Source organism: Burkholderia sp. NRF60-BP8 (assembly GCF_001522585.2).
Lineage (GTDB): Bacteria > Pseudomonadota > Gammaproteobacteria > Burkholderiales > Burkholderiaceae > Burkholderia.
This window is the reverse complement of sequence record NZ_CP013373.1, coordinates 1988348-2003481: the sequence shown is the minus strand read 5'-3', so window position 1 is coordinate 2003481 and position 15134 is coordinate 1988348. Positions and strand designations below refer to the sequence as shown.

The following is a 15134-nucleotide window of genomic DNA, read 5'->3' as shown; positions in this document are numbered from 1 at the left end:
TACTTATGTCTTCGACCCCAAATAAAAACGGCGCTCCGGAAACGGAGCGCCGCGTGGCGTCGACAGCCGGCCGATTGGCCGGCTCGCGCGTTACAGAATGTCCGACGCGTAGTCGGCGAGTCGCGAGCGTTCGCCGCGCGCGAGGGTCACGTGGCCGCTGTGGCCCCAGCCCTTGAAGCGGTCGACGACGTAGGTCAGGCCCGAACTGCCTTCGGTCAGGTAAGGCGTGTCGATCTGCGCGATGTTGCCGAGGCAGACGATCTTCGTGCCGGGGCCCGCGCGCGTGACGAGCGTCTTCATCTGCTTCGGCGTCAGGTTCTGCGCCTCGTCGATGATCAGGTACTTGTCGACGAACGTGCGGCCGCGCATGAAGTTCATGCTCTTCACCTTCAGGCGCGAACGGATCAGTTCCTGTGTCGCGGCACGGCCCCATTCGCCGGCCGCGTCGTCGGTCTTCTGCAGCACTTCGAGGTTGTCGTCGAATGCGCCCATCCACGGCTGCATCTTCTCTTCCTCGGTGCCGGGCAGGAAACCGATGTCCTCGCCGACGGGCACGGTCGCGCGCGTCACGATGATCTCGTTGTAGCGCTTGTCGTCGAGCACCTGCGCGAGGCCGGCCGCGAGCGCGACGAGCGTCTTGCCGGTGCCGGCCTGACCGAGCAGCGTGACGAAGTCGATCTCGGGGTTCATCAGCAGGTTCAGCGCGAAGTTCTGCTCGCGGTTGCGCGCGGTGATGCCCCACACGTTGTTCTTGTGGTGGCTGTAGTCGCGCAGCGTCTGCAGCAGCGCCGTCTTGCCGTTCAGCTCGCGGACGATCGCGTGGAACGTCGGCTCGCCGTTCTGCGGCTCCAGATAGACGAACTCGTTGACGAGCATCGACGCGACGAGCGGGCCCGTCACGCGGTAGTACGTGGTGCCCGTCTTCGTGTCCTGCCAGCTCTCCATGCCCTTCGCGTGCTTGGTCCAGAAGTCCTGCGGCAGTTCGCGCACGCCGTTGTACAGGAGATCCGAATCCTCGAGCACCTGGTCGTTGAAGTAGTCTTCCGCGGGCAGGCCGAGCGCGTGCGCCTTGATCCGCATGTTGATGTCTTTCGACACCAGCACGACCTGGCGATCGGGGCGGTCGCGCTGCAGCGCGCGCACGACGCCGAGGATCTGGTTGTCGGCCTTGCCTTCGGGCAGGCCTTCGACGGGCGCGATGTCGGCGAGCTTCGTCTGGAAGTACAGGCGGCCGAGCGCGTCGCGGCTGCCGAGGCGCGACAGCGGAATGCCGGCCGAGATCGGGCCGCCGTCGGCGACGAGCGCGTCGAGCGTGCGGCTGACCTGGCGTGCATTGCGCGCGACTTCGGACATCCCCTTCTTGTGGTTGTCGAGTTCCTCGAGCGTCATCATCGGCAGATAGACGTCGTGTTCCTCGAAGCGGAAGAGGCTGCTCGGGTCGTGCATCAGCACGTTGGTGTCGAGCACGAACAGTTTCTGCTGTTCGGCTTCGGCGGGTTTGCGGCCGCGCGACTTCGTCGCGGCGCCGGCGTCGCGCGCGGGCGTGGCCGCCGGTTTGCCGGCGGCCGGTTTGTCGTTGCGTGCGACGACCGGCGCCGTGGGCTCGACGGGTGCCGGCAGCGGCTGCAGCAGGGCGGCCGTCTGCTTGGTCTTGCGGCCGCGCGCGGGTGCGCTCGCGGCGCCGGACACCGAAGACGCGACGGCGCGCAACGGCGCGGCCGTGTTCGCGGCTTCGATCATCGGTGGGGCCACGCTGGCCGAACCATAGTCACCGGCTGTGGATGCGTCCCCTTCGGCGGATTTCTTCGCGGCTTTCGCGGGCCGCGCTTTCGCCTTGTATTCGTCGGGCGGCAGCAGGCTGCCGAGCTTGCTGGGGGGAGTAGGCAAAGGCATGGTGTCCCTCGGGAGGAATCGTGTCGCATGAAGTGCGCCGCTGATCGCATCCTGCGTGACGTAGACGCATGCAGTTTGCGCGCGGTGGCGCACAGGAATTTCGTCTAGCCGGTTCGCCTAAGTGTCGATCAGCTCCTCGATGCGGTAAGGGCCGGACCGGGGAGGGCCGGCGCGCGTTCCATAAAAAAAGCCGCTGCCCCGTCGACAGGGACATGCGGCTCGGCTGATGCCGTCGTGATGCGCGTCAGGTGCCGGCAAGCATTGCAACGGGCACCGGCGCAGCTACGAGAAATATGGGGCGAACTGGCATTCATTGCGGCCCAATATAACGCGCCTCAAAGCGCTTGTACAGCCTTTAGCACGTCGTCCACGTGACCCGGTACCTTGATGCCGCGCCATGCCTGGCGAAGCACGCCGTCGGCGTCGATCAGGAACGTCGAGCGCTCGATTCCGCGCACTTCCTTGCCATACATTTTCTTCATCTTGATGACATCGAACAACGCGCACAGCGCTTCGTCGGCATCGGAGATCAGCGGGAACGGCAGCTCGAGCTTGGCCTTGAAATTGTCGTGCGAGCGCAGGCTGTCGCGCGACACGCCGATGACTTCCGCACCGGCTTTCTTGAACTTCGGATAGAGATCGCGGAACTGCAGCCCTTCGGTCGTGCAGCCCGGCGTGTTGTCCTTCGGATAGAAGTACAGCACGAGCTTCTTGCCCTTCAGGTCGGACAGCGAAATGTCGCCGCCCGTGGCCGGTGCGGTGAAATCGGGAACTTGACGGTCAACTTCGACGGACACGTGTTTCTCCTGTTGTTATGGAAGAGCGCCGCTGCGGCGGCGCGGTTCGGCGGGGCGGCGCAGCAGCGCTTCGCAAGGGCGGCGACGCCGGCGCGCGCGAACTCAGTCGGGCTGGACGATCAGCTCACCGGAGCGGCCGGGGATTTCGCCCCACGCGACAGGGTACGATGGCAGCGAGTCGCGGTCCAGCGTCGCATGGTAGTCGCCCATCGTCGCGAACGTGTGGCCTTGCGCACGCCAGCCGGCGAGCAGTTGCTCGAATACGGGCGCGAGCTTCTGGCCTTCGAGCTCCGCATGCAGCGTGAACACCTGGTCGTGCGGATTGGTTTCGGTGAACTTGAGGAGGTGCGCGGCGACGTTGTGCGTGTCGACGCCGTCGACGCCGAGCACTTCGTCGAGCGTCGGCAGCGTGGTCGGCATCTGCACGTGCGACAGCGTGCGGCCGCCGACCACGGGCAGGTACGGCGAGTGGCCGCGACCGTCGGACGCGTAGCGCATCCCCCACGCGTCGATCTGCTCGAACGCGGCGTCGTTCATCTGCCAGCCCGCCGCGCCGTGCGTGACGGGCGGCGCGCCGAAGATCTCGACGAAGCGCGCGTGACTCTTCTGCATTTCGCGCGCGGTCCAGTCGCGATCGCGTACGCGCACGTTGTCCTGCCAGTAGACGTGATCCCACGTGTGGATCCCGCATTCGAAGCCGGCCTCGTGAATCGCACGCATGTCGGCGATCGCGCGGCGACCGATGTCGGGGCCGGGCAGCAGCACGCCGTACATCAGTTGCTTCACGCCGTAGTGCTCGACCACCGACGTGCGCGACACCTTCTTCAGGAAGCCCGGGCGGAACACGCGCCGCAGTGCCCAGCCCGTGTGATCGGGGCCGAGGCTGAAGAGGAAGGTCGCGCGCGCATTGAAGCGATCGAAGATGCGCGCGAGGTTCGGCACGCCTTCGCGCGTGCCGCGCAGCGTGTCGACGTCGATCTTGAGGACGATACGAGCCAAGCGAGCGTCCCGATCAGCCTTGCTGTTCGACGAGCGCGCGCGCGTCGGCGACGTGGCCGCGATACGCTTCGAAGATGTTGCGCAGCGCGTCGTCGAACGTCGCCTGCGGCGCCCAGCCGAGCTCCTGCATCGTGTTGTCGATCTTCGGCACGCGGTTCTGCACGTCCTGGTAGCCGTTACCGTAGTAGGCGCCGGACGTCGTTTCGACGAGCTTCACCTGCTTGGCCGACTCGGCGTACTCGGGGAATTCCGCGGCCAGTTCGAGCATCTTGTGCGCGAGCTCGCGAACCGAGAAGTTGTTCTTCGGATTCCCGATGTTGTAGATCTTGCCCGACGCGACGCCGCCCTTGTTCTCGATGATCTTCATCAGCGCGCTGATGCCGTCGCCGATATCGGTGAACGCGCGCTTCTGCGAGCCGCCGTCGACGAGGCTGATGTTCTCGCCGCGCACGATGTGGCCCAGGAACTGCGTGACCACGCGCGAGCTGCCTTCCTTCGGCGTGTAGATCGAGTCGAGGCCCGGGCCGATCCAGTTGAACGGACGGAACAGCGTGAAGTTCAGGCCTTCCATCCCGTAGCCCCAGATCACGCGGTCCATCAGCTGCTTCGAGCACGCATAGATCCAGCGCGGCTTGTTGATCGGGCCGTAGGTGAGCGCCGACGCGTCCGGGTCGAACTGCTCGTCCGAGCACATGCCGTAGACCTCGGAGGTCGACGGGAACACGAGGTGCTTGCCGTACTTGACGGCCGAACGCACGATCGGCAGGTTCGCCTCGAAGTCGAGTTCGAACACGCGCAGCGGCTGCTGGACGTAGGTGGCCGGCGTCGCGATCGCGACGAGCGGCAGGATCACGTCGCACTTCTTCACGTGATACTCGACCCACTCCTTGTTGATCGTGATGTCGCCTTCGAAGAAATGCATCCGCTCGTGGTTGACGAGGTCGCCCAGCCGGTCGGTCTGCATGTCCATGCCGAACACTTCCCAATCGGTGGTTTCAAGAATGCGCTTCGACAGGTGATGGCCGATGAAGCCGTTCACACCCAGGATCAGGACTTTTTTTGCTTTCATGAATGACGGGAAGAATGAATGAACTGCGCGAATTCCGCGGGCGTCACGACGGTTTCGCCGCCGTCGCGCTGCTGCCACAGCTCGAGAATGGATAGGGCGCGGCTGTCGCCGCAGACGCCGAATAGCGCATTATCGCTTACGTGCAGGCCGGGCGGCAAATCTGCCGCGGCCGCCGCCGCCGCGCTGCCGGGCGCCGCGAGGCGCGCGCGCGCGATCACGAAGCGCGCGCCGCCGACGTCCGTGAATGCACCCGGATACGGGGGGGCGACCGCGCGCACCAGGTTGTAGACCTGCGCGGCCGGTTTCGACCAGTCGACGCGGCCGTCCTCGGGCTTGCGTCCGCCGTAGTAGCTGCCGGTCGCGAGATCGTTCGGCAGGTGCGGCGCCTCGCCCGCGAGCAGCGCGGGCAGCACGCGCCACAGCGTCTGCTCGGCGGCCACCGTGACCTTGTCGAATACCTGCGCGGCCGTATCGTCCGGCAGGATCGGCACCGCGGTCTGCGCGAGGATCGCGCCCGCGTCGGGCTTGGCGGCCATTTCGTGCAGCGTCGCGCCGGTTTCGGTCTCGCCGTTCAGCACGGCCCAGTTGGTCGGTACCCGACCCCGGTATTTCGGCAGCAGCGAACCGTGCATGTTGTATGCGCCGCGCGGCGCGATCGCGAGCAGGTCCACCGGCAACATGTGCCGATAGTAGAACGAGAAGATGAAATCGGGCTGCGCGTCGGACACCGCGCTGCGCAGCGCCGGATCGGCGGGATCGGCCGGCGTGACGACCGGAATGCCGTGTTCGGCTGCGACGGACGCGACGCTGCCGAACCAGATGTTCTCGTTCGGATTGTCCTCGTGCGTGACGACCAGCGCGACGTCGACGCCGCGCGCGAGCAGCACCTGCAGGCAGCGTACGCCGACGTTGTGATACGCGAAGACGACCGCGCGCGGCTTCATTGCGCGGCTCCCGGGTGGTGCCCGGCGGCCGGCACCGGCGGCACGCCGTCGTGCTGCTCGAGCACGGCCTGGATCAGGTAGCGCGGCCGCGCGCGCACCTGCTGGTAGATGCGGCCGACGTATTCGCCGAGCAGGCCGAGCGCGAAGATGATCACGCCGAGCAGGAAGAACGTGATCGCGAACAGCGTGAACACGCCTTGCACTTCCGCGCCGACGATGAAGCGGCGCACGAGCAGCAGCACGAACAGCGCGGCGGAGCCGAGCGACAGGATCACGCCGATGAACGACAGCCACTGCAACGGCACGACCGAGAAGCCCGTCACCAGGTCGAAGTTCAGCCGGATCAGGCTGTACAGCGAATACTTCGATTCGCCCGCGAAGCGTTCCTCGTGCGCGACCTCGATTTCGGTCGGGTTCTGCGCGAACGTGTACGCGAGCGCGGGGATGAACGTGTTGACTTCGCCGCACACGTTGATCGTGTCGATGATGCGGCGGCTGTACGCGCGCAGCATGCAGCCCTGGTCGGTCATCTTGATGCGCGTGATGCGTTCGCGCAGCCGGTTCATCATCTGCGACGCCTTGCGTCGCCACAGGCTGTCCTGGCGCTGCTTGCGGATCGAGCCGACGTAGTCGTGGCCCTCGCGCATTTTCGCGATCAGCTTGCCGATTTCCTCGGGCGGGTTCTGCAGGTCGGCGTCGAGCGTGACGACGATCTCGCCGCGCGATTGCGCGAAGCCGGCGAGGATCGCCATGTGCTGGCCGTAGTTGCCGTTGAGCAGCACCACGCGCGTCGTGTCGGGGCGCACGTGGAACTGGTCGGCGAGCATCGCGGCCGAGCGGTCGCGGCTGCCGTCGTTGATCAGGATCACTTCGTACGACACGTCGAGTGCGTCGAGCGCCGGATACAGCCGCGCGAACAGCGCGGCGAGGCCGTCTTCCTCGTTGTACACGGGGATGATGACCGATACTTCGGGCCGGCCGGCGTCCAGGTGCGCGGCGCCCGAATGCCCGGCGCGTGCTTCAAGGTGACTCATGTACGCTTATTTTCCGTATTGTTCGCAAATCTGATTGACGGCGTCGACCACGCGACGCACGTCGCCTTCCGTCATCTGCGTAAACAGCGGCAGCGTGACGGTCGACGCGCCGTACCGCTCGGCGTGGGGGAACATGCCCTCCTTGAAACCGCGCGCACGGTACAGCGTGAAAAGATGGATCGCCGGGTAGTGGATGCCCGTGCCGATGCCGCGTTCCTTCATCTGCGCCATGAACTCGGCGCGCGAGATCGACAGCCGCTCGAGCGGCAGCGTGACCAGGAACATGTGCCAGTTGCCGTTCTCGAATTCGGCGACCGGCAGGCCGACGCCGAGCTTCACGGCCGCGCCGCCGTCGAACGCGGCGAAATACGCGCGGGCGAGGGCGCGGCGCTGCGCGGTGAAGCGCTCGATGTGCGGCAACTGGCCGAGGCCGACGCGCGCGGCCACGTCGGTCAGGTTGTACTTGCCGCCGAGCACGTCGCAGTCCATCCCGTCGAAGCCGGTGCGCGTGATGCCCTGCAACCGGTACTTCTGCGCGAGCACGGCTTCGTCCTTGTCGTTCAGCACGAGCGCGCCGCCTTCGATCGTCGTCAGGTTCTTGTTCGCGTGGAAGCTGAACGACACGATGTCGCCGATTGCGCCGATGCGCTTGCCGCGCCACGTCGAGCCGAACGCCTGCGCGGCGTCCTCGATCACGCGCAGCTTGTGCGCGCGGGCGATCGCGTACAGGCGGTCCATGTCGACCGGCAGGCCGGACAGGAACACGGGGATGATCGCCTTCGTGCGCGGCGTGATCGCCTGTTCGAGCTTGTCGAGGTCGATGTTGCGCGTGACGGGATCGATGTCGGCGAACACGGGCGTCGCGCCCGTTTCGATGATCACGTTGCTGGTCGAGACCCACGACGCAGGCGTCGTGATCACCTCGTCGCCGGGGCCGACGCCCGCGATGCGCAGGCCGATCTCGAGCGTGCAGGTGCCCGAATTGAATGCGCGGACCGGACGGCCGCCGCAGTACTCGGACAGCGCGGCCTCGAATTTCTGGCACTGCGGGCCGGTGGTGATCCAGCCCGAGCGCAGCACGTCGACGACGCCCTGGATGGTTTCCTCATCGATCTCGGGGCGGGTGAACGGCAGAAACGGAGCAGTAGTCTGGCTCATGAACGCGTTTGGCCTGTAATGGCGTGTAATAAAAGGGTCGGGCGATCCGTCCGAAACCGGCATTAAACACCGGTTGGCCGATTCGCACCGTGATTTTTTGTAGGCGGACGCTTAACGCGGCGGGCCGTGTTCAGCTGCGCGCGAGCACGAGCACGCCGATCAGGATGATGCCGATGCCGACGAGCCGCTGGACCGACAACACCTCGCCGAACAGGTACCACGCCGCGAACGCGTTGACGACGTAGCCGAGCGACAGCATCGGGTACGCGATCGACACGTCGACCCGCGACAGCCCGACGATCCACACGACGACGCTCAGCACGTAGCAGCCGAGGCCGCCGATGATCGGCAACTGGGTCGCGATCTTGAGCCCGACCGGGATGATGTTCGCACGGCTGAATTCGAAGTGTCCAACGGCGTTGACGCCGGCTTTCAGCAGAAGTTGCGCACAGGCGTTGAGCATCACGCCGGTGACGATGCAGACGAACGAAACGGGATTCATGCGGCGGGCGTCCTTACGATTGCGGTTTCTCGACGATCACGCGGCGGTTGTCGCGCGCGATCACGCGCATCGGCACGCCTTCCTTGACCAGCGCGTCGTACTGGCCAGGCGCCATGATCGCGAGCGCATGGGTGTCCTGCTTCCAGCGCGCGATCCATTCGCCGACGGTCGGGATCCATTTGTTCGGCTCGACCGAGATTCCGAACGCGAGCTCGTCCTGGCGCTGCACCATGATCGTCGTGTGGCCCACGTAGAACGGGAACGTGTGATCGAGCATCTCGACCGAGTAGAACGGCGTGTCGGGCGGCAGTTTCGCCAGTTCGGCGCGCACGGCCGGCGCGAGCAGCGCGCCCGAGCTGTAGCGGCCGAACTCGTCGTGCCCGGTGCCGCCGATCGTGCCGAACGCGAGCCACGCGGCGCCGAACGCGGCGAGCGCGGCGGCCACGCCCGCGCGGCGGTTCAGCCACGCGGCCGCGAGCGTCAGCGCGGCCGAGACCGCGAGACCGGCGTACAGCCATATCTGGAATGCGCGGTACAGCGCGTTCGGCGTGCGGGCGTCGCCCTGGTAAGCGAGGAAGATGATCCCGAACGCTGCGGCGACGAAGAACACGAGGTAGCCGAGCAGATGGCGACGGAAGCGCTCGGCCGTCATCAGCGGCAGGTACGCGCCGATGATCAGCGCGAGCGCCGGCGCGACCGGCAGCACGTACGAGATCAGCTTCGAATGCGACGCGCTGAAGAACAGGAAGATGAACGCGCTCCAGATCAGCAGCACGAGCATCGGCGAGAAGCCGTTCGGCTGGCGCGGCATGCGCAGCGCATGACGGACGCTCTGCCACGCGACCGACAGCCACGGCAGGAAGCCGACCAGCAGCACCGGCACGAAGTAGTACAGCGGGCCCGGGCGGTTCTGTTCCGGGGTCAGGTACCGGCGGAACTGCTGGACGATGAAGAAGAAGTTGAAGAATTCGGGGTTGCGCTGCTGGACGAGCACGAACCACGGCAGGACGATCGCGAAGAAGATCACGAGGCCGCTGACCAGGTACAGGCGCTTCCACAATGCCCAGTCGCGCGCGATCAGCGTATACAGCACGAGCACGGCGCCGGGCAGGATCAGGCCGACGAGGCCCTTGGACAGCACCGCGAACGCCATCGCGGCCCAGCACGCCCACATCCAGCCGCGCACCGCGGCCGGGCGCAGCCCGGGCCGTTGCGCGAGCAGCAGCGAGCAGAGCGACAGCGCCATCCAGAACGCGAGCCCCATGTCGAGCGCGTTGAAGTGGCCCATCAGGTTCCAGTACGGCGAGCTGGCGAGCACGACGGCCGCGAGGAAGCCCGACAGCGGGTTGAACAGGCGCGCGCCGGTGTAGCCGACGAGCAGCACGCCGGCGAAGCTCGCCACCGCGGTATACAGACGCGCCTGCCATTCGCCGATGCCGAACCACGCGAACGTCAGCGCGTTCAGCCAGGTTTGCAGCGGCGGCTTCTCGAAGTACTTGTAGCCGTTGTAGCGCGGCGTGATCCAGTCGCCGGTGACGAACATCTCGCGCGCCATTTCCGCATAGCGGCCTTCGTCGCTCGGGATCAGGTGGCGCAGCCCGAGCGGCGCGAACCAGACGATCGCGAGCGCGACGAGCAGGAGGACGAGCGTGATGCGATTGAGCGGTAGCCTCGACGGCGTATCGTTCATGGGTTTTCAGCCTGTTTGGTTGTTGTGACGGGCCGCCGGCGGATGCGCCGGGGCCGGGCGGCCTGACTGGGCGATCGGGGGATCGACCCGCTGCGCCGGCCCGATTTTTACCGCATCGGGGCTTAACGTTCAATTAAGAGCGCGGCGGCGACTTTGCGGCCCTCGGCCATCAGGATGTTGTAGGTGCGGCAGGCGGCCTGGAAATCCATCGTCTCGACGCCGATCCGCTTCGCGGTGAGCGCCGCGACGAGCCGCGGGTGCGGGAAACGCAGCCGCGCGCCGCTGCCGAAGATCACGAGCTCGGGCGTCGGGTCGAGCAGCATCGCGAAATGCTCGGGCGCGAGCGCGTCGAACGACGACACGGGCCACGCCTGGACCGGCGCGCCGGGCAGCACGATGACGCTCGTTTCATGGCGTTCGAGGTTGACGTCGACATAATCGGGGCCGTAGCCGGTGACGGTGTTGAGCGCGCCGCTCGTGTCCTGGTGCAGTTTCAAATCGGTATTCCGCGGTTCCGTAGGGGAATGGGTTGGCGGGGCCGTACGGCCCGGCTGGCCGGTTTCGCGCCCTCGGGCACGCGCGGACGCCCGACGGCGCGGGCCCGGCGCGGCTATGGTGCATTGCGAAAGTCGGCCAAAATCCGCTAAATTATAACTTTTTGGTCGCCTGCGGGCGCCACTTGCGTCGTGCGCCGCCACAAGCTGCGTCCGACCGCCGCTTTTTCCCAGCCTAGACAGCGCGCACAGACCGGCCGCTTTCCAGTTTTGATCCCGTCCCCCCGGCCGCAAGGCCAATCCAGGAACCGTGTCGTCGTGAAACCGATTCAGAAGTCGAACAAGCTGCTCAACGTCTGCTACGACATCCGTGGCCCGGTGCTCGAGCACGCGAAGCGCCTCGAGGAAGAAGGCCACCGCATCATCAAGCTGAACATCGGCAACCTCGCGCCGTTCGGGTTCGACGCGCCGGACGAGATCATCCAGGACATGATCCGCAACCTGCCGGCATCGTCCGGCTATTCGGATTCGAAGGGCGTGTTCTCGGCGCGCAAGGCCGTGATGCACTACACGCAGGAAAAGGGCGTCGTCGGCGTCGGCCTCGACGACATCTACATCGGCAACGGCGCGTCCGAGCTGATCGTGATGGCGACCCAGGCGCTGCTGAACGACGGCGACGAAGTGCTGCTGCCCGCGCCCGACTACCCGCTGTGGACGGCCGCCGTGAGCCTGTCGGGCGGCACGCCGGTGCACTACGTGTGCGACGAGCAGAACGCGTGGATGCCCGATCTCGACGACATCCGCAGCAAGATCACGCCGAACACGAAGGCGATCGTCGTCATCAACCCGAACAATCCGACCGGCGCGCTTTATTCCGACGAATTGCTGCTCGAGTTGCTCGAGATCGCGCGCCAGCACGGGCTGATCGTGTTCGCCGACGAGGTCTACGACAAGATCGTCTACGACGGCCTCGAGCACACCGCGCTGGGTGCGCTGTCGGAGGACGTGATCACCGTCACGTTCAACAGCCTGTCGAAGAGCTATCGGTCGTGCGGCTATCGCGCGGGCTGGATGGCCGTGTCGGGCCTCGGCGGCGACAACCGCCGGCGCGCAAAGGATTACCTCGAAGGGCTCGGCATCCTGTCGTCGATGCGCCTGTGCGCGAACGTGCCCGGCCAGTTCGCGATCCAGACGGCGCTCGGCGGCTACCAGAGCATCAACGAGCTGATCGTGCCGAGCGGGCGCCTGTACAAGCAGCGCGAGCTCGCGTACGACATGCTGACGTCGATCCCGGGCGTGACCTGCGTGAAACCGCAGGCCGCGCTGTACATGTTCCCGCGCCTCGACCCGAAGCTCTACCCGATCCAGAACGACCAGCAGTTCATTCTCGACCTGTTGCTCGAGGAACGCGTGCTGCTCGTGCAGGGCACGGGGTTCAACTGGGCGACGCCGGACCACTTCCGCGTGGTCTTCCTGCCGAACCTCGACGACCTGGCCGATTCGATCAACCGGATCGCACGCTTTCTCGACGGCTACCGCAAGCGCCATTCGGTCTGAGCGGGCAGGGGCCGCACGGAACTCACTACTTCTTACTCATCGATCACACGCAGCATGGAACCGATCAAAGTTGGCCTGTTGGGCTTCGGCACCGTCGGCAGCGGCACCTTCACGGTGTTGCACCGCAACCAGGAAGAAATCAAACGACGCGCGGGGCGCGGCATCGAGGTCGCGCGCATCGCCGTGCGCAACCCGGCCAAGGCGCAGGCCGCGCTCGGCGCTCACGCCGGCACCGCGCAGATCACCGACGATTTCAACGCGGTCGTCGACGATCCGTCGATCGCGATCGTCGCCGAGATGATCGGTGGCACGGGCATCGCGCGCGAGCTCGTGCTGCGCGCGATCGCGAACGGCAAGCACGTCGTGACGGCGAACAAGGCGCTGCTCGCGGTGCACGGCACCGAGATCTTCGAAGCCGCGCGCGAGCAAGGCGTGATGGTCGCGTTCGAGGCGGCCGTCGCCGGCGGCATCCCGATCATCAAGGCGCTGCGCGAAGGCCTGACCGCGAACCGCATCCAGTACATCGCCGGCATCATCAACGGCACGACGAACTACATCCTGTCGGAAATGCGCGACCGCGGGCTCGACTTCGCGACCGCGCTGAAGGCCGCGCAGGAACTCGGCTACGCGGAAGCCGATCCGACCTTCGACATCGAAGGCGTCGACGCCGCGCACAAGGCGACGATCATGAGCGCGATCGCGTTCGGCGTGCCGGTGCAGTTCGACCGCGCGTACGTCGAAGGCATCAGCAAGCTCGACGCGACCGACATCCGCTACGCGGAGGAGCTCGGCTACCGGATCAAGCTGCTCGGCATCGCGCGCCGCGCCGCGAACGGCATCGAGCTGCGCGTGCACCCGACGCTGATCCCGGAAAAGCGCCTGCTCGCGAACGTCGAGGGCGCGATGAACGCGGTCGTCGTGCATGGCGACGCGGTCGGCACGACGCTGTACTACGGCAAGGGTGCGGGCGCGGAGCCGACTGCGTCGGCCGTGGTCGCGGATCTCGTCGACGTCACGCGCCTGCATACGGCCGATCCCGAGCATCGCGTGCCGCACCTCGCGTTCCAGCCGGACAGCCTGTCGAATACGCCGATTTTGCCGATCGAGGAAGTGACGAGCGGCTACTACCTGCGCCTGCGGGTCGCCGACCAGACCGGCGTGCTCGCCGCCATCACGCGCATCCTCGCCGAATCGGGCATCTCGATCGACGCGCTGCTGCAGAAGGAATCGGAGCAGATCGACGGCGCGAACGGCGAAACCGACATCATCCTGATCACGCACGAAACGGTCGAGAAGAACGTCAATGCGGCGATCGCACAAATCGAGAGCCTCGCGACCGTCGTGTCGAAGGTGACGAAGCTGCGCATGGAAGCGCTGAACTGAGGCTGACGACATGAACTACATTTCCACGCGCGGCGCCGGCATCGGCGAGCGCCACACGTTCTCCGACATCCTGCTCGGCGGTCTCGCGAAGGACGGCGGGCTCTATCTGCCGGCCGAATACCCGAAGGTCTCCGCCGACGAGCTCGCGCGCTGGCGCACGCTGCCGTACGCGGATCTCGCATTCGAGATCCTGTCGAAGTTCTGCGACGACGTGCCGGCCGACGACCTGCGCGCGATCACGCGCCGCACGTATACGGCCGCCGTGTACAGCAACACGCGCCACGGCGAGAACGCGTCCGACATCACGCCGCTGAAGACGCTCGGCACCGAGAGCGGTGCGGCGCTGTCGCTGCTCGAACTGTCGAACGGCCCGACGCTCGCGTTCAAGGACATGGCGATGCAGTTGCTCGGCAACCTGTTCGAGTACACGCTCGCGAAGCACGGCCAAACGCTGAACATCCTCGGCGCGACGTCGGGCGACACCGGCAGCGCGGCCGAATACGCGATGCGCGGCAAGGCCGGCGTGCGCGTGTTCATGCTGTCGCCGCACAAGAAGATGAGCGCGTTCCAGACGGCGCAGATGTTCAGCCTGCAGGATCCGAACATCTTCAACCTCGCGGTCGAAGGCGTGTTCGACGATTGCCAGGACATCGTGAAGGCCGTGTCGAACGATCATGCGTTCAAGGCGCGGCAGAAGATCGGCACCGTCAACTCGATCAACTGGGCGCGCGTCGTCGCGCAGGTCGTGTACTACTTCAAGGGCTACTTCGCGGCGACGCGGTCCAACGACGAGCGCGTGTCGTTTACGGTGCCGTCGGGCAACTTCGGCAACGTCTGCGCGGGCCACATTGCGCGGATGATGGGCCTGCCGATCGCGAAGCTCGTCGTGGCGACCAACGAGAACGACGTGCTCGACGAGTTCTTCCGCACCGGCGCGTATCGCGTGCGCAGCGCCGAGAACACCTATCACACGAGCAGCCCGAGCATGGACATCTCGAAGGCATCCAACTTCGAGCGCTTCGTGTTCGACCTGCTCGGCCGCGATCCGGCCCGCGTGATGCAACTGTTCCGCGACGTCGAGGAGAAGGGCGGGTTCGATCTCGCGGCGAGCGGCGATTTCGCGCGCGTCGCCGAATTCGGTTTCGTGTCCGGCCGCAGCAGCCACGCCGACCGTATCGCGACGATTCGCGACGTGTTCTCGCGCTACGACACGATGATCGATACGCATACGGCCGACGGCGTGAAGGTCGCGCGCGAGCATCTGGAGGCCGGCGTGCCGATGGTCGTGCTCGAGACGGCGCAGCCGATCAAGTTCGGCGAGACGATCCGCGAAGCGCTCGATCGCGAAGCCGAGCGGCCGGCCGCATTCGACGGGCTCGAGGCGCTGCCGCAGCGCTTCGAGGTTGTGAAGGCCGATGCGCAGCAGGTGAAGGACTTCATCGCCGCCCATACGGGCGCATGACGCGCGGCCGGGCCTGCGGGCCCGGTCGTGCAGGACGGCCGGAATGCCGATTCGTCGAACGGATCGGGTTCCGGCCGTTTCGTTTGGCCCGCGGCATCGCAGGTGGCGCGAAACGCGTGCCAAATCCGCGGGTTCGCGCCGATCACAGTCTT

General features: G+C 66.2%; 13 protein-coding genes and 1 pseudogene. 4 read left to right on the top strand and 10 right to left on the bottom strand.

Annotation, left to right across the window (positions count from 1 at the left end; translation table 11 throughout):
• Positions 1–90: 90 nt before the first annotated feature.
• On the bottom strand, positions 91–1893 hold the full coding sequence (locus tag WS54_RS22675) for a PhoH family protein (RefSeq protein ID WP_059780997.1): 1803 nt from the start codon (positions 1891–1893) through the stop codon (positions 91–93).
• Between WS54_RS22675 and WS54_RS34475 the strand changes: the two are divergent.
• Positions 1789–2030: pseudogene (locus WS54_RS34475) on the top strand (hypothetical protein); the annotation flags it as partial. The gene WS54_RS22675 and the pseudogene WS54_RS34475 overlap by 105 nt on opposite strands.
• Before the next feature lie 198 nt (positions 2031–2228).
• On the opposite strand, the gene WS54_RS22665 reads toward WS54_RS34475, so the two are convergent.
• The 9 genes from WS54_RS22665 to WS54_RS22625 all read right to left on the bottom strand — a co-directional run bounded on the left by WS54_RS22665 (position 2229) and on the right by WS54_RS22625 (position 10583).
• On the bottom strand, positions 2229–2690 hold the full coding sequence (locus WS54_RS22665) for a peroxiredoxin (protein ID WP_034207483.1): 462 nt from the start codon (positions 2688–2690) through the stop codon (positions 2229–2231).
• A gap of 102 nt (positions 2691–2792) precedes the next feature.
• Positions 2793–3689 (bottom strand): polysaccharide deacetylase family protein, encoded by an 897-nt coding sequence (locus WS54_RS22660; RefSeq protein WP_059504999.1) that lies wholly within the window; start codon positions 3687–3689, stop codon positions 2793–2795.
• Between the two features lie 13 nt (positions 3690–3702).
• Entirely contained in the window at positions 3703–4758 is a 1056-nt protein-coding gene (locus WS54_RS22655) for a bifunctional UDP-4-keto-pentose/UDP-xylose synthase (protein ID WP_059504997.1), read from the bottom strand.
• Positions 4755–5702, bottom strand: a complete 948-nt coding sequence (locus WS54_RS22650) for a formyltransferase (protein WP_059781000.1) — start codon at positions 5700–5702, stop codon at positions 4755–4757. The genes WS54_RS22655 and WS54_RS22650 overlap by 4 nt, the downstream gene beginning before the upstream one ends.
• Positions 5699–6736 carry a glycosyltransferase gene (locus tag WS54_RS22645; protein ID WP_059781002.1) on the bottom strand — a complete coding sequence of 346 codons (1038 nt, stop codon included), beginning with the start codon at positions 6734–6736 and terminating at the stop codon, positions 5699–5701. The genes WS54_RS22650 and WS54_RS22645 overlap by 4 nt, the downstream gene beginning before the upstream one ends.
• 6 nt (positions 6737–6742) lie before the next feature.
• A complete protein-coding gene (locus WS54_RS22640) occupies positions 6743–7894 on the bottom strand; it encodes a DegT/DnrJ/EryC1/StrS family aminotransferase (protein WP_059781005.1) in 1152 nt (383 codons plus the stop codon).
• A gap of 130 nt (positions 7895–8024) precedes the next feature.
• Positions 8025–8396, bottom strand: coding sequence for an EamA family transporter (locus WS54_RS22635; protein ID WP_006482863.1), 372 nt, complete (start codon positions 8394–8396; stop codon positions 8025–8027).
• A gap of 13 nt (positions 8397–8409) precedes the next feature.
• Positions 8410–10086 carry a glycosyltransferase family 39 protein gene (locus tag WS54_RS22630; protein WP_059781008.1) on the bottom strand — a complete coding sequence of 559 codons (1677 nt, stop codon included), beginning with the start codon at positions 10084–10086 and terminating at the stop codon, positions 8410–8412.
• A 122-nt stretch (positions 10087–10208) separates the two neighbouring features.
• Positions 10209–10583, bottom strand: a complete 375-nt coding sequence (locus WS54_RS22625; RefSeq protein WP_012328660.1) for an Mth938-like domain-containing protein — start codon at positions 10581–10583, stop codon at positions 10209–10211.
• 315 nt (positions 10584–10898) lie between these two features.
• Here WS54_RS22625 and WS54_RS22620 point away from each other — a divergent pair, with 315 nt between their 5' ends.
• Genes WS54_RS22620 through thrC form a run of 3 tightly spaced genes read left to right on the top strand, consistent with a single transcriptional unit; the run spans position 10899 to position 14982 of the window.
• On the top strand, positions 10899–12137 hold the full coding sequence (locus WS54_RS22620; protein ID WP_034207477.1) for a pyridoxal phosphate-dependent aminotransferase: 1239 nt from the start codon (positions 10899–10901) through the stop codon (positions 12135–12137).
• Positions 12138–12191: 54 nt separating this feature from the next.
• Positions 12192–13520 (top strand): homoserine dehydrogenase, encoded by a 1329-nt coding sequence (locus tag WS54_RS22615; protein ID WP_059781010.1) that lies wholly within the window; start codon positions 12192–12194, stop codon positions 13518–13520.
• 10 nt (positions 13521–13530) lie between these two features.
• On the top strand, positions 13531–14982 hold the full coding sequence (gene thrC, locus WS54_RS22610) for a threonine synthase (RefSeq protein ID WP_059781012.1): 1452 nt from the start codon (positions 13531–13533) through the stop codon (positions 14980–14982).
• Positions 14983–15134 lie beyond the last annotated feature (152 nt).

Excerpts from the sequence above, each read along its gene's own strand:
- WS54_RS22675 (WP_059780997.1), bottom strand. The coding sequence starts at position 1,893 with ATGCCTTTGCCTACTCCCCCCAGCAAGCTCGGCAGCCTGCTGCCGCCC.
- WS54_RS22655 (WP_059504997.1), bottom strand. The coding sequence starts at position 4,758 with ATGAAAGCAAAAAAAGTCCTGATCCTGGGTGTGAACGGCTTCATCGGC.
- WS54_RS22645 (WP_059781002.1), bottom strand. The coding sequence starts at position 6,736 with ATGAGTCACCTTGAAGCACGCGCCGGGCATTCGGGCGCCGCGCACCTG.
- WS54_RS22650 (WP_059781000.1), bottom strand. The coding sequence starts at position 5,702 with ATGAAGCCGCGCGCGGTCGTCTTCGCGTATCACAACGTCGGCGTACGC.
- WS54_RS22630 (WP_059781008.1), bottom strand. The coding sequence starts at position 10,086 with ATGAACGATACGCCGTCGAGGCTACCGCTCAATCGCATCACGCTCGTC.
- WS54_RS22640 (WP_059781005.1), bottom strand. The coding sequence starts at position 7,894 with ATGAGCCAGACTACTGCTCCGTTTCTGCCGTTCACCCGCCCCGAGATC.
- thrC (WP_059781012.1), top strand. The coding sequence starts at position 13,531 with ATGAACTACATTTCCACGCGCGGCGCCGGCATCGGCGAGCGCCACACG.
- WS54_RS22615 (WP_059781010.1), top strand. The coding sequence starts at position 12,192 with ATGGAACCGATCAAAGTTGGCCTGTTGGGCTTCGGCACCGTCGGCAGC.
- WS54_RS22635 (WP_006482863.1), bottom strand. The coding sequence starts at position 8,396 with ATGAATCCCGTTTCGTTCGTCTGCATCGTCACCGGCGTGATGCTCAAC.